Genomic DNA, 15,047 nt, shown 5'->3' on the forward strand with positions numbered 1-15,047 from the left:
CGCCGGTCATGAGCGAAGCCAGAGTTGCGCATCCGGGTGACGTGGCGGCGAACGGGGACAGCGTGGCTGTTCCCCTGACGTCGCTTGGGCGGATCGAAGGCATTCTCGGCCTGCTGGTCGAGATCCCGGCGGCGCTACTGGTGGTTGCCGAAATCGTTATCCTGTTCGCGGGCGTGGTGTCGCGGTATGTCTTTCGCAGCCCGTTGATCTGGTCCGACGAACTGGCCTCGATCCTCTTTCTCTGGCTTGCGATGTTCGGCGCGGTGGTGGCGTTCCGCCGCGCGGAGCACATGCGCATGACGGCGGTGGTGGCGAAGTGCTCGCCATCGATGCGCGCGTTTCTCGGCGTGGTCGGCACCTGTGCTGCGCTTGCGTTTCTTTTGATGATTGCCATGCCTGCCTACGAATATGCGTATGAGGAAAGCTTCATCACCACGCCCGCGCTGCAGATCCCGAATTCGTGGCGCGCCTCGGCGCTGCCCATCGGCATCGGCTTCATGGTGTTGTTTGCTCTCCTGCGGCTCGCTCGTGAGCCGGACAAGAAGCGCGTGCTGCTGGCGGTGGTGACCGTTGGCGCCATCATTGCAGCGTTCTGGTTCATGCAGCCGGTGCTGCGGCCACTCGGCAATCTCAACCTCGTTATCTTCTTTGTCGGGCTGGTGGCGCTCTGCGTCTTCGCTGGTGTGCCGATTGCCTTTGCGTTCGGACTGGCGATCTTCAGCTATCTCGTGCTGACGACGCACACGCCGCCGATGGTGCTGGTCGGGCGCATGGACGAAGGTATGAGCCACCTCATTCTGTTGGCCGTGCCGCTGTTCGTCTTCCTTGGCCTGCTGATCGAGATGACGGGCATGGCACGGGCCATGGTCGCATTTCTCGCGAGCCTGCTCGGCCATGTGAGGGGCGGTCTCCACTATGTGCTGATCGGCGCGATGTATCTTGTCTCCGGCATCTCCGGCTCCAAGGCGGCAGACATGGCGGCTGTCGCGCCGGTGCTGTTTCCCGAAATGAAAGAGCGCGGTGCCAAGCCCGGCGATCTGGTCGCATTGCTGTCGGCCACCGGTGCGCAGACCGAAACCATTCCGCCGAGCCTCGTGCTGATTACGATCGGCTCGGTGACGGGCGTCTCGATCGCAGCGCTGTTCACCGGCGGTCTGCTGCCGGGCCTTGTGCTGGCGGCAACGCTGTCCGCACTGGTGTGGTGGCGCTATCGTGGTGAGGATCTCAGCCACGTCGAACGCGCGACGCCGAAGCAGATCCTGCGCACCTTCGTCATCGCGCTTCCGGCACTTGCATTGCCGTTCGTGATCCGCGCCGCGGTGGTCGAAGGCATTGCGACCGCGACGGAGGTCTCAACCATTGGCATCGTGTTCGCGATCTTTGCTGGCCTGCTGATCTATCGTCAGTTCGACTGGGGCAGGTTGATCCCGATGCTGATCGAGACGGCGTGCCTCTCGGGCGCGATCCTCTTGATCATCGGCACCGCCACCGGCATGGCGTGGGGCTTGACCCAATCGGGCTTCTCGCGTGCGTTGGCATCCGCCATGACGGGTCTTCCCGGCGGCCCCGCGAGTTTCATCGCGGTTTCCATCGTCGCCTTCATGATCCTCGGCAGTGTGCTTGAGGGCATTCCGGCCATCGTGCTGTTCGGCCCTCTGCTGTTTCCGATCGCACAGGCCGTTGGCGTGCATGAGGTGCACTATGCGATGATCGTCATTCTCGCTATGGGGATCGGCCTGTTCGCACCACCATTTGGCGTCGGATACTACGCTGCGTGCGCCATCGGCCGTGTCGATCCGGCGGAAGGCATCAAGCCGATCTGGGGCTACCTGCTGTCTTTGCTGATCGGGTTGATTGTCGTTGCCGCATTCCCGTGGATCTCGATCGGCTTCCTGCGCCAATAAGGGGGCACTGTACGTTGGTTACGGTGTCTGCATCTGTTCAGCCATGAAGGCTTCAAAGCGCGGATCGCCCACGTGCGCAATGTTGACGCGCATCGCCGGGCGCGATGGTGAACCATCCGGGCTGAACGCCGATCCCGGTGCCAAGAGAATGCTGCGTTCGGCAGCAATACGCGAGAGCTGCTTGTCGTCGATGTGCTCGGGCAATTCGCACCACATATAGAAACCGCCGCGCGGCTGGCCGAACACCTGCAGCTTTTGCCGTGACAGGCTGTCGTAAGCCTGCCGCGTCGCAGCCTCGATACGGCCGGTCAGGCGCTTCAGGTGGCCGCGATAGCGCCCGCTGGAGATCAGATCGGTGATGATCTGTTCGATGTAACCCGAACTGTTGGCGCGCGTGATCATCTTGAGATCGGCGAGGGCGCCGACAATGTCGGCGCGCGCGGCGATATATCCGGAGCGCAGACTCGCCGACAATGTCTTGGCGAAGGTGCCGACATAGATCACGCGGTCGAGCTGGTCGAGCGCCGCAAGACGCGGGCTGGTCACCGGAAGAACATCGGCAAACGGATCGGAATCCACGATCATCAGATTGTGCTCAGTGGCGATCCGCATCAGGCGATACGCCACCGGAAGCGTGATCGAACAGCCGGTCGGATTATGCGCCAGCGACTGCGTGAAGAAGACGCGCGCGCCGGTGCGCGCGGCTTGTGCTGCGAGGCCGTCGAGGTCTGGTCCGTCGGGCGTACGGCGCACGCCGATGAGTTGAGCCTTGGCGAGACGCAACTTGCCGAACAGCGGATAGTAGCCGGGATTGTCGACGAGCACGGGATCGCCGGGCTCGATGAAATGGCGCACGATCATATCGAGCGCATCATTGGCGCCTTGGGTGAGAAGCACCTGCTGCGGCTCGACGTTGATCGAGCGTTCTGCCAGCATCACCGCGATGCGTTCGCGCAGCGAGGGCAGCCCATAGGGACTGCCGTAGCTTTCGGGCAGGGTGCGCTTGCCGGGGCGGCTGACCGGCTTCAGGTAGGGACCGACTTCCGAGCCTTCCATCCACGCGGCCGGCGGGCGGCCATCGCCGACCCGCACCTCATAGCGCTTCTCCAGTTGCTCGCGCAGCAGCCACACGCTGTCCACCGCTTCAACCTTTGTGGGCGTGATGTTCTCGGCACGCTTGGGCCGGTGCACCGAGACATAGAAGCCCGAGCCTGGCCGGCTCTCGATCTGTCCTGATGCCACCAGACGCTCGTAGGCCTCCACGATGGTGTTCTTGGAAACACCGAAGACCGTTGAGGCCGTGCGGATCGACGACAGCCGCTCGCCAGGACGAATGAGCCCGCGCTCAATGCGCTCGATGATCGTCGTGACCACGGTTTCGACCCGGGATCGGGAGTGGTCGGTGTGGATCTGATGAACTGTACCCATGAGATGGATGGTACGGACCTTCCTGAAAATGTGCAAAGCGTTCCTTGTGCGTACCCCTCGCTTCATACAGTTTGGCGGCCGGACAGCCCCGCAGAGGGCTTGGAAGAACCTGGGTTCCGGAGACGCATATGACTGAGCTAAAGCACGGGGCAAACCGCAGTTCGCGGATCGGCGGTTTCCACCGCAAATCGCCGCAGGAGCGGCTCGATCTCGTAGCGGCCTTCGCCGGCCTCGATCAGGACACCGTCAGTCATCTCGCCAACATGGGCAACCTGTCGCCGCAGCTCGCCGACAAGATGATCGAGAACGTCATCGGCACGATGAACATCCCGATCGGCATCGCCACCAATGTGCGTGTAGACGGCGAAGATGTGCTCATTCCGATGGCGACTGAAGAGAGCTCGGTGGTTGCGGCGGTTTGTAATGCTGCGCGCCAGAACTACGCGACCGGTTTCACGACCTCGGTCTCCGGAACGCTGATGATCGCGCAGGTGCAGGCCGTCGATGTGGCGGACCCGCATGCGGCGCGGCTGCGTCTTCTCGACAAGCGCGACGATATCAAGGCGATCTGCGATGCCTGCGATCCGCTGCTGGTTAAGCTTGGCGGCGGCTTCCGCGATATCGAGGTCCGCCTGCTCGACACCCTCGGCGGCACCATGGTGATCACGCACCTGATCGTGGACACGCGCGACGCCATGGGTGCGAACGCTGTGAACACGATGGCGGAAAAGATCGCGCCGCATATCGCCACATGGAGCGGCGGGCGGGTGTTTCTGCGCATCCTGTCCAATCTCGCGGACAAGCGCGTCGCCCGCGCGCACACAGTGTGGAAGCTGGATGATATCGGCGGCGCCAACGTGCGCGACGGCATCATCAGCGCCTATCAATTCGCGGAAGCTGATCCCTATCGCGCGGCCACTCACAATAAGGGCATCATGAATGGCATCAGCGCCGTCATTCTTGCCACCGGCAATGACACCCGAGCGGTGGAAGCAGGCGCGCATGCCTATGCAGCGCGTAGCGGCCGTTACAGCAGTCTGACGCGTTATGAGATCAACAGGGACGGCGATCTCAGTGCGTCGATCGAACTGCCGCTGGCAGTTGGTTTGATCGGCGGCGCGACCAAGATCCATCCCACCGCGCAGGCGTGCCTGAAGATTCTCGGCGTCACCACGGCTGAGCGGCTTGCACGCATCATCGCGGCTGTTGGCCTCGCGCAGAATTTCTCCGCGCTCAAGGCGCTGGCAACTGTCGGCATCCAGTCGGGCCACATGGCATTGCATGCACAGAATATCGCGATCATGGCCGGTGCCGTCGGCGATGAAGTCGAAGCCGTCGCGAAAGTGCTGGTGGAGAGCAAAACTGTCCGCATCGACGTGGCGCAGGAGGTTCTGGCGAAGCTGCGAGGTTAGGAACGCTTTCAAGTCTAACAAACAGAAAAATTCAAACGGGAGGACAACATGCTTTTCAAATCAAGAGCGCAATTGTTGGCGGGGGCTGCCGCGCTGCTGTTGCTGATCAACCCTGCTCAGGCTGAAATTCCAAACAACACCATCAAGCTCGGCGTGCTGACGGACCTCAGCGGCTTTGCAGCCGACTCGACCGGGCCGGGATCTGTGGTCGCCGCGAAGCTCGCCATCGAGGATTTCAAAGCCGAGAAGCCCGATCTGAAGGTTGAGCTCATTCAGGCGGACCATCAGAACAAGGCGGACATCGGTGCGTCTCTCGCGCGGCGTTGGGTCGACATCGAGAAGGTCGATGCCATTCTCGACGTACCGTTCTCTTCGGTCGCACTTGCGGTGCAGGAAGTGGTGCGCGGATCGAAGACCGCATTCATCGCGTCAGGTCCCGGCACCTCGCTGCTCACCGGCGAGAAGTGCTCGCCAAACACTGTGCACTGGACCTACGACACCTGGGCGCTTGCGCACGGCACGGCGTTGGCTTTGCTTCGGGCCAAGAAGGACACGTGGTTCTTCCTCACGGCTGACTATGCGTTCGGTCATGCGCTGGAGAAAGACGCGGCTGACGTTGTGAAGGCCGATAACGGCAAGATCCTCGGTAGCGTGCGCCATCCGACCGGCACTTCGGATTTCTCGTCGTTCCTGCTGCAGGCACAGTCGAGCAAGGCGAAGATCGTCGCGCTCGCCAATGCGGTAGGCGACACGGTGAATTCTGTGAAGCAGGCCTCCGAATTCGGTTTGCAGAAAGGCGGGCAGGAGCTTGCAGCGCTGCTGATGCAGGTCTCTGACGTCAATGCGATCGGACTGCAGGATGCAAAGGGGCTGTACCTGACGGAGGGTTTCTACTGGGACAGCAATGACGGCACGCGGAAGTTTGCTGACCGCTTCGCAGCTCAAATGAACGGCAAGCGTCCGACGGCCAACCAGGCCGGGGTCTACGCGGGCACGTTGCACTATCTGCGCGCGGCAGCGGCTGCGAATACGTCAGACGCTCAGGCTGTGGTCGCCAAGATGAAAGAGATGCCTTCAAAGGACCCGCTGTTCGGGGAAGGCCTCGTTCGGCAGGACGGCCGCCACATCCACAACATGTATCTCTTCCAGGTGAAGACGCCGGCCGAGTCCAAGGGGCCATGGGACTTCTACAAGTTGGTGGAAACGATCCCGGCGAAGGAAGCCTTCCGCCCAATCGAAGAAGGCAACTGCCCCCTGGTCAAGAAATGAACCGAGCCGGGAGGCCAACGGAGTGACCCGCCGGCCTCAGGGTTAACCAAAGTGATGGTATTTTCTTTCTCCTGCCGTGCGAGCGGCGGGAGAAAATTTCTCCTTTAGAACGAAATTCTGGAATGCAGAACGGTTCTAACCTGAGAGCATAACGCAGGCGCGGTATCTCATTGACCCTAAAAGAATATTCTACTATCTGAGGCTCGTCATGAACGTAGCCAACGTCTGCGCCCACTAAGGGCTAATCAGCAAAATTCTTTGGCTAGAGAAATTTTGCGTGAGGCATGTTTGCCCGGCATCCGGTCAATCATGCCGCCGCCAATCGCGAGCATGGGACGGTAATGAGCAATTTCAATCAGGAAACAGTACTGAGCGTCCATCATTGGACGGACAATCTGTTCAGCTTCACCACCACACGGGATTCATCGTTCCGCTTCCGCAATGGCGAGTTCACGATGATTGGCCTCAAGGTCAACGAGAAGCCGCTGCTACGGGCTTACAGCGTTGCCAGCGCCAACTATGAAGAGAACCTGGAATTCTTCTCGATCAAGGTTCAGGACGGTCCGCTGACGTCGCGCCTCCAGCACCTGAAGGAAGGCGATGAGATCATCGTCAGCCGCAAGGCCACCGGCACGCTGGTGATCGACAACCTGAAGAGCGGTCGCAACCTCTACCTGATCGGCACGGGCACCGGCCTGGCGCCATTCCTCAGCGTCATCAAGGATCCGGAGACCTACGAGCGTTTCGAAAAGGTCGTCCTGCTTCATGGCTGCCGCCGCGTCGCCGAGCTCGCCTATGGCGAGCTGATCACCGAGAAGCTCCCGCAGGACGAGATGATCGGCGAGATGGTGAGCTCTCAGCTCATCTACTATCCGACCGTGACGCGCGATCCGTTCCGCAACCGCGGCCGAATCACCGACCTGATCAACTCAGGCAAGCTGTTTGAAGATATCTCGCTGCCGAGCCTGGAAGCCGACAAGGACCGCGTCATGATCTGCGGCAGCCCGGCGCTGCTTCAAGACACCAAGGATCTGCTCGAGGAGCGTGGCTTCGTTGAAGGCAACCACGGTGAGCCGGCCGACTTCGTGGTCGAGAAGGCATTCGCCGAGCGCTGATCGCGGCACTGCTCGTTTCTTACTGGTAAAAAAATAACGGCTGAGAATTCTCAGCCGTTATTTTTTTGTGCCGATCAGAGGGAGTGCGGCGAGGATTATTCCGCCGCTTCCGACACCGGATCCTGTTTGATCGCCGGCGGTTGGCCATGCGAGCCCTTGCCGCGGCCCTTGCCCGACAGGAAGTTCGAGAGCTTGTCGAGATAGAGATAGACAACCGGCGTCGTGAACAGCGTCAGCGCCTGGCTAACCACAAGACCACCGACCATCGCGTAGCCGAGCGGCTGACGGATTTCCGAGCCGGTGCCGGTGCCGAGCATCAGCGGTACGCCGCCGAGCAGGGCGGCCATCGTCGTCATCATGATCGGACGGAAGCGGATAAGCGCAGCCTTCCGGATCGCTTCTTCCGGCTCCAGACCTTCGTCACGCTCCGCCGCAATGGCGAAGTCGACGAGCATAATGCCGTTCTTCTTCACGATGCCGATCAGCAGGACGATGCCGATGAGGCCGATCAGACTGAAATCGAACCCGAACAGCATCAGCATCGCCAAAGCGCCCACGCCGGCCGATGGCAGGGTCGAGATGATGGTGAGCGGATGGATGTAGCTTTCGTAGAGAATGCCCAGGATCAGGTACACGACGATCAGCGCCGCGAGGATGAGCAGCGGGACGGTGCCGAGCGACTGTTGGAACGCCTGCGCCGTGCCCTGGAAGCTGCTGTTGACCGTTGGCGGAACGCCGAGATCGGAGACGGCTTTCTGAATGGCATCGGTGGCCTGTCCAAGCGCAACGCCCTGCGCGAGGTTGAAGCTGATCGTCGTCGCCGGGAATTGTCCCTGGTGGCTGATCGACAGCGGTCGCACGGGAACGGTGGTCCACTTTGCGAAAGTCGACAGCGGAACCTGGTCACCGGTCGTCGGTGATTTCACGTAGATCTTGTTCAGCGTGTCCACGTCGCCTTGCAGCTCAGGCAGGATTTCCAGGATCACGTGGTAGCTGTTCACCTGAGTAAAGTACTGCGTGACCTGCCGCTGGCCGAACGCATCGTTGAGCGTATCATCGATCAGCTGCGGCTGGATGCCATAGCGTGACGCGGTGTCGCGATCGATGGTCAGCGTCAGCGTGGTGCCGGCCGTCTGCTGGTCGGTTGCCACGTCACGCAGCTCCGGCAGCGTCTTCACCTTTTCGAGGATCTTGGGCGCCCAGGTGTTCAACTCGTCAAGGTTGGCGTCCTGCAGGGTGTATTCGAACTGGGTACGCGTTGCGCGGCCACCGAGGCGTACGTCCTGCGCGGCCTGAAGGAAGACGCGTGCGCCAACGAGACTGTCGAACTGCGGCCGTAACCGCGCGATGATCTGCTGCGCGCTCACATCACGCTCGTCGCGCGGCTTTAGCGTGATGTACATGCGTCCGTTGTTCAATGCATTACCGCCACCACCGATGGCCATGGCAATGCTGGCCACCGCAGGATCTTTTTGGATGATCGCCCCGATTTGCTCCTGAAGACGCGACATTTCCTTGAAGGAAATATCCTGTCCGCCTTCGGTGATGCCGGTAATGAGGCCGACGTCCTGCTGCGGGAAGAAGCCCTTCGGAATGATCACGAAGAGATAGCAGGACAGAGCGATGGTGGCGAAGAACGTGCACAACGTCACAAAACGCCAGCGAAGAACGAAGTCGAGGCCACGTTCATAGACCGCTAGCATGCCGTCGAAGAAGCGCTCACTCATCTGATAGAGCTTGCCGTGCTGGGCGTCGCCGGTGTGCGCCTTTAGGAAGCGCGACGCCATCATCGGCGTGAGCGTTAACGACACGATCAGCGAGACGAAAATCGTCATTGCAAGCGTCACGGCGAATTCGCGGAACAAGCGGCCGATGATGCCACCCATCAGCAAGAGCGGAATGAGCACGGCGACCAGCGAAATACTGATCGAGACGATGGTGAAGCCGATCTCGCCCGCGCCCTTGAGCGCTGCCGCGAACGGCTCTTCGCCTTCTTCGATGTAGCGGCTGATGTTTTCGAGCACGACAATCGCGTCGTCGACCACGAAGCCGACTGAAATCGTCAGGGCCATCAACGACAGGTTGTCGAGCGAATAGCCGAACGCCCACATCAGCGCGCAGGCGCCCAAAAGTGCGAGTGGAACCGTGACGCTGGGAATGATCGTGGCCCAGACGCTTCGCAGGAAGACGAAGATCACCATGACCACCAGGGCGATGGTGAGGAGCAACGTAAACTGAACGTCCTCGACCGCTGCGCGAATGGTTTGCGTACGATCGCTCAACACTCCGACCTTGATCGAGGGTGGGATCGCCGCAACCAGGCGCGGCAGTTGCGCTTTGATCTTGTCGACAGTGTCGATAACGTTGGCGCCGGGCTGTTTAAACACCACGAGGAATACGCCGCGCTTGCCGTCCGCCCATGCCGCCTGCTTGGCGTCTTCAGGACCGGCGATAGCCTGGCCGATATCGCGGATGCGCAGCGGACCGCCGTTGCGATAGGCGATGATCACGTCGTTCCAGTCATTGGACTTTGGCAACTGGTCGTTGGCGTAGATCGTGTAGCTGCGCGTGGTGCCGTCGACGTTGCCCTTCGGGCTGTCGACGGTGGTAATCGCGATCTGGTTGCGAACATCCTCAAGCGAAATGCCCTTGGCGACCAGTTTCGCAGGATCGATCTGGATGCGGATCGCAGGCTTCTGCTGGCCGCCGATGGTGACCTGGGCAACGCCGGAAATCTGACTGATCTGCTGCGCCATTTGCGTGTCGGCGTAGTCGTCGACATCGATCAGGGGCAACGTGTCGGAAGTCACCGACAGCAGCAGGATGGGCGAATCCGCCGGGTTCACCTTGCGATAGGTCGGCGGGCTTGGGAGCGTTTTCGGAAGCTGACCGCCTGCTGCGTTGATCCCGCCTTGAACGTCGTTGGCGGCACCATCGATGCTGCGGTTGAGATCAAACTGAATGGTGACGGATGTCGATCCCAGCGAACTGGTCGACGTCATCTGCGCGACGCCGGGGATCTGCGCGAACTGCCGTTCCAGCGGCTGCGCCACCGACGATGCCATGGTTTCCGGGCTCGCACCGGGAAGGCTGGCGGAAACCTGGATGGTCGGGAAGTCGACCTGCGGCAGCGGCGCCACCGGCAGCATCGGATAAGCGACAAGGCCGACAAATAGAATCCCCGCCATCAGCAGGGAGGTCGCGATGGGAAGTCGGATAAAGGGAGCCGAAATGCCGCCGTTGCTCATGACTTAGTCCGCCTTCACCGATGTTTGCCCGGAACTTGCGACAGTGGTTGTCAGCAGGGATCCCGGCTGAACGCGGTATTGGCCGCTCGTAATGACATGCTCACCGAGCTTCAATCCGCTCTCGACGAGAGTTCGGCCCTCAGTGGATTGTCCGACCTTGACCTCACGAAGTTCGGCCTTATTGCCGTCGCCGACTGCGTAAACGTACAACCCCTTCGGGCTATGCTGGATAGCGTCATCAGGGATCACGACCGCGTCCTTAACAGTATTGACCAGGAGCCGCGTCGAGACCGACAGACCCGGCCACAAGGCGTGATTCTTGTTGGCAAACTCTGCCTTGAGGCGGATTGTTCCGCTCGTGGTATCGACCTGATTGTTGATGAGCGACAAAGTTCCATCGGACAGTACCTTGCGTCCGTCTGTCGTCAGCGCTGTGACCTGCAGTTCATGCTGGCTAAGCGCCTGCTTGATTTCCGGGAGCTGGGTTTCAGGCGCAGTGAAGATCACGGAGATCGGTTCGATCTGAGCGATAGTCACGATACCGGTCTGCGTTGCCGCATTGACAATATTGCCGACGTCGACTTGGCGAATACCAGTCACGCCAGAGATCGGGGCCCTGATGCTCGCGTAGTCGAGCTGCGTGCGTGCATTGAAGATGGCCGCGTCGTCAGCCGCGAGCTGTGCCGTGATCTGCTGTACGTTTGTCGTCTGGGTGTCGACGGTCTGCTTCGTCGCGAACTCGCCGAGCTTGGTGGAGCGCTGCAGGTCGAGCTTGGCGTTGCCGAGGCCCGCTTCATCCTGGTTCTTCTTCGCGATCGCTTGATCGAGTGCGGCCTGGAAGGGGCGGGGATCGATCTGAGCGATCAAGTCGCCCTTATTAACGAACTGACCTTCCTTGAAGTTGATCGTGTCGATCTGTCCGTCGACACGGGTTCGCACGGTGACGGTGTTGAAGCCTTGCACGGTTCCAAGTCCCGTGAGGTAGACAGGGAAGTCAGCCTTGGAAACCTGTGCGACGGTCACCGGGACGGTCTGCGCGGCGGCCTTCGGTTTGTCGTCCTTGTGCTTCGGCCAGACAGCATAGCCGCCGACAGCGACAACGGCTGCCAAGCCGAAATAACCCATAAAAGAAATGCGACCCTTTGCCATGCCTAACCCAATTGCTTTTCCGACAACGTACCCAATATGTCTTTTATAGTTGATAAGCGTGCAAATAGTATGCAGGCTCACCATTAATTGTTTGAAAGGTCTCGGATAGCCGGATCATGAGCCTGGATCTCAAGCGGCAGTTTGTTGCGCAACTTATTGAAAGTTCGAGACTCTTGCGCAACTATATCGACCACCGCGCCAAAGGGCGTGGGACCACGCGCGCCCAGTGGATAGTACTCTTCCGATTGCGGCAGCAGGAGGGGTTATCTCAGGTCGATCTCGCAGATGTGCTTGAGCTTCAGCCGATTTCGCTGGTCCGCTTGCTGGACCGTCTCGTCGAGTCGCAGCTGCTGGAGCGCAGGCCAGACCCGAATGATCGGCGCGCCAATCGGCTGTTCCTGACCCCGAAGGGCCGTCAACTGGTCGACGACCTCGATAGCCTGCGCGACGACATCGCGAGCGATGTGCTGCACGGCGTTTCAGAAAGTGCCATTGAATCAGGGCTGGAGACGCTCGCTGCGGTTAAGTCGCACGTCAAGGGAGGCACGGAACCTGCCCCCGAAGTCGAGCATCAATCCAAAGTTCGGCGTAACCGGGCAAAGGCCTGAAGACAGGTTTCTGGCTGGTCCCGACATATCGGATCGCGAGATAGGATTTGTCACAGTCGTCCCGTGAACATGAGGGCGTGACGAGAATCTCACACTTCGCTTTTGCAGTGCACAAAGCCGTGCAACCCAGTGGTGGTGTCATTCAACCTTCAAGGTAAACGGTCATTAAAGACGCCTCTCATTTATAAAGGGGGCGTTAATGAGTGATATTTCGATCAATCAAGTCGACGGCGGGATTATTGAACCCGCGTCCAAGCCAAACCTCGATAAAGGCTTCAACCCGCTGACAATGCTGATTTTCTTCGGCATCCTCGCAGCCGGACTGCTCTTTGTCGCCTACAGCATCTACGAAGACGTCGAAGCCACAGGTGTGAAGACCACCACGTTTCTTCCTTACATCCTGCTCTTCGTTGCCCTGCTGATCGCCCTCGGCTTTGAATTCGTCAACGGCTTCCACGATACCGCCAACGCGGTTGCAACCGTCATTTACACCCATTCGCTTCCGGCGGAAGTCGCCGTGATGTGGTCCGGCTTTTTCAACTTTCTCGGCGTTCTCCTTTCGACTGGCGCGGTCGCATTCGGCATCGTCTCGTTGCTGCCCGTTGAGCTGATCCTGCAGGTCGGCAGCAGCGCCGGTTTCGCGATGGTGTTCGCGCTGTTGATCGCCGCCATCGTCTGGAATCTCGGCACTTGGTACTTCGGTCTGCCGGCGTCCAGCTCGCATACGCTGATCGGTTCGATCATCGGTGTCGGCGTCGCCAACGCGCTGATGCGCGGCCGCGACGGCACCTCAGGCGTTGACTGGAGCAAGGCCACCGAAATTGGCTACGCATTGCTGCTGTCGCCGCTGGTTGGTTTCGTCTGTGCCGCGATTCTTTTGGTCGTGCTGAAGTTCGTCATTCGCAATCCGGCGCTTTACGCTGCGCCCGATGGTAACAAAGCGCCGCCGCTGTGGATCCGCGGTCTGCTGATCCTGACCTGCACCGGCGTCAGTTTCGCGCATGGTTCGAACGATGGTCAGAAGGGCATGGGCCTGATCATGCTGATCCTGATCGGCACCGTTCCGACGGCATATGCGCTGAACCGCACGTTGCCTGCTCAAATGGTGCAGCAGTTCCAGCAGACCTCGGAAGCGGCCTCGAAGGTGATCTCCGCCAAGGGCGCCGGCCACAGCATCATCGGTGATCCGCGCCCGGCTGTGACGCAGTACGTGTCGCTGCACACGATCAACGAAGGCACGTATCCGTCGCTGGCCGTGCTGGTGAAGGATGTTGGCGATCAAGTGCAGAAGTACGGTTCGTTCAACAAGGTGCCTGCCGAAGCCGTCGGCAACACCCGTAACGACATGTACCTGACGTCTGAAGCGCTTCGCTTCCTGATGAAGGACAAGGAAAGCGAACTCAACAAGGAAGAGATCGCCACCCTGAACGCGTACAAGGGCTCGCTCGATGCCGCCACGAAGTTCATCCCGACCTGGGTGAAGGTCGCGGTCGCTCTCGCGCTCGGTCTCGGCACTATGATCGGCTGGAAGCGTATCGTTGTGACGGTCGGCGAGAAGATCGGCAAGACCCACCTGACCTACGCGCAGGGTGCGTCGGCTGAACTCGTTGCCGCGGCGACGATCGGTGCTGCCGACATGTTCGGCTTGCCGGTTTCGACCACGCACGTGCTGTCGTCCGGCGTGGCTGGCACGATGGCCGCGAGCGGCTCGGGCCTGCAGATGTCCACCATCCGCAACATGGTCATGGCTTGGGTACTGACGCTTCCGGCAGCGATCGCGCTGTCGGCGGGTCTGTACTTCGTGTTCTCGCACCTGTTCTGATCCGACAGCGGGCGCAATTGCCGCGCCCACTGTTCGCAGTTCAGCGAATACTCTCAATGCCCGCGCCATTGGCGCGGGCATTTTGTTTTCCGGGCATCTTGTTTTCACGGTGTGATGAGGATTGCGGAGACCATCATCCACGATGGCGCGCAACGGTGACCGCGCATGACAGGTCAACGTCAAGCGTGTCGATTGTTGGGATATTCTGAAAAGAGGAAGCCCGCTGTGGAGACTTGTTGATCAAGCCAGCTATCGCTCGGCTTGCTGAAGAGGCTTCTTATGTGCCGGCTTATGTTGCTGCGGCGGTTGGAAGAGGTCGTGCACTGTCGTTGTGATCTTTGCCCATCCGCATGACAGCGCATCGGCTTTGCACACGGCTTCCTTGCGGGCACGGGGAGGCGCAGTCGCAGGGCGAGGTTTGGGTGTTGGTGAGGCGATCGCAGCAACACTCTTCGGCGGAGAGAGGATGGCCTTCGGCAGCTCAATCGGTTCGGGCGGTTGAGCCACCGCAGCGACAACCGCTTCGTGCCGGCGGTCTTCCAGGTAGCCAAGATACTCCTGGTCCATCTTCTTCAACTCTTCCGGCGTTGGATTCGGACCAGCGATATCGAAGCTGCGGTTCTGCATAAAGTCGAAATACGCATAGCCACCGCCGGGCTTACGGCGACCCGCGAACTTGGCGTCGCAGTCGGAAAGAATCTTCGCCTTGTCCTGCTTGCTGAGGCCGGGTTGCTCCGCGCTGGTGGCGCAGTCCTCATAATCCTTTGGCGCGTAAATCTTCCACCATTCAGCGCGTGATTGCGTCGGAGAGAACGCAAGGCACAGGCCGAATAAAACAGTCAGCGATGCTGTCGTACGCGAATGAATCACTGGTGGAACCCTCATGCGGCGCATCGTATTTCCAGGGGTGAGTCCTCGCAACCGCCTTGATTTTTCCCTGTGGATTGCGGGAGATAGCAGGGCCCGCCGCACTGGGAACACGTTTTCGCGCGCCAATTTTTGATTGTTGAGTCGTTTTGGATCCGGAGGCATGCTGAGATTTCAGGCGAAGCAACTTCCGCGAGAGCAGCGCGCCGGAACCTGTAACTGGGG

General features: G+C 60.2%; 10 protein-coding genes. 6 read left to right on the forward strand and 4 right to left on the reverse strand.

Annotated elements, in window-relative coordinates; all coding sequences use genetic code 11:
• The first annotated feature begins 8 nt into the window (after positions 1-8).
• Positions 9-1,904, forward strand: coding sequence for a TRAP transporter large permease (locus ACZ5C3_RS07250; RefSeq protein ID WP_464036449.1), 1,896 nt, complete (start codon positions 9-11; stop codon positions 1,902-1,904).
• An 18-nt stretch (positions 1,905-1,922) separates the two neighbouring features.
• On the opposite strand, the gene ACZ5C3_RS07255 is transcribed toward ACZ5C3_RS07250, so the two are convergent.
• A complete protein-coding gene (locus ACZ5C3_RS07255; RefSeq protein WP_464036450.1) occupies positions 1,923-3,332 on the reverse strand; it encodes an aminotransferase-like domain-containing protein in 1,410 nt (469 codons plus the stop codon).
• 128 nt (positions 3,333-3,460) lie between these two features.
• Between ACZ5C3_RS07255 and ACZ5C3_RS07260 the strand changes: the two genes are divergently transcribed.
• The 3 genes from ACZ5C3_RS07260 (at position 3,461) to ACZ5C3_RS07270 (ending at position 7,128) form a co-directional block, all read left to right on the forward strand.
• On the forward strand, positions 3,461-4,744 hold the full coding sequence (locus ACZ5C3_RS07260; RefSeq protein ID WP_464036452.1) for a hydroxymethylglutaryl-CoA reductase, degradative: 1,284 nt from the start codon (positions 3,461-3,463) through the stop codon (positions 4,742-4,744).
• A gap of 48 nt (positions 4,745-4,792) precedes the next feature.
• Positions 4,793-6,013, forward strand: a complete 1,221-nt coding sequence (locus ACZ5C3_RS07265; RefSeq protein ID WP_464036453.1) for an ABC transporter substrate-binding protein — start codon at positions 4,793-4,795, stop codon at positions 6,011-6,013.
• A gap of 341 nt (positions 6,014-6,354) precedes the next feature.
• Entirely contained in the window at positions 6,355-7,128 is a 774-nt protein-coding gene (locus ACZ5C3_RS07270; RefSeq protein ID WP_464036454.1) for a ferredoxin--NADP reductase, read from the forward strand.
• 95 nt (positions 7,129-7,223) lie between these two features.
• Here ACZ5C3_RS07270 and ACZ5C3_RS07275 read toward each other — a convergent pair whose 3' ends face one another.
• Positions 7,224-10,376 (reverse strand): multidrug efflux RND transporter permease subunit, encoded by a 3,153-nt coding sequence (locus ACZ5C3_RS07275; RefSeq protein WP_464044616.1) that lies wholly within the window; start codon positions 10,374-10,376, stop codon positions 7,224-7,226.
• A 3-nt stretch (positions 10,377-10,379) separates the two neighbouring features.
• Positions 10,380-11,525: an efflux RND transporter periplasmic adaptor subunit gene (locus ACZ5C3_RS07280; protein ID WP_464036456.1), complete on the reverse strand. Its 1,146-nt coding sequence runs from the start codon at positions 11,523-11,525 to the stop codon at positions 10,380-10,382.
• A gap of 116 nt (positions 11,526-11,641) precedes the next feature.
• On the opposite strand from ACZ5C3_RS07280, the gene ACZ5C3_RS07285 reads away from it, so the two are divergent.
• Together ACZ5C3_RS07285 and ACZ5C3_RS07290 are read left to right on the forward strand one after the other, a co-directional pair.
• On the forward strand, positions 11,642-12,133 hold the full coding sequence (locus ACZ5C3_RS07285) for a MarR family winged helix-turn-helix transcriptional regulator (protein ID WP_464036458.1): 492 nt from the start codon (positions 11,642-11,644) through the stop codon (positions 12,131-12,133).
• A 199-nt stretch (positions 12,134-12,332) separates the two neighbouring features.
• Positions 12,333-13,955, forward strand: coding sequence for an inorganic phosphate transporter (locus ACZ5C3_RS07290; protein ID WP_464036460.1), 1,623 nt, complete (start codon positions 12,333-12,335; stop codon positions 13,953-13,955).
• 249 nt (positions 13,956-14,204) lie between these two features.
• Here the strand turns inward: ACZ5C3_RS07290 and ACZ5C3_RS07295 are convergent, their stop codons facing one another.
• The gene (locus ACZ5C3_RS07295) at positions 14,205-14,840 is read right to left on the reverse strand and encodes a hypothetical protein (protein WP_464036462.1); all 636 of its coding nucleotides are present in this window, start codon (positions 14,838-14,840) and stop codon (positions 14,205-14,207) included.
• Between the last annotated feature and the right edge of the window lie 207 nt (positions 14,841-15,047).

The organism is Afipia dichlorophenoxyacetatis (assembly GCF_055386385.1).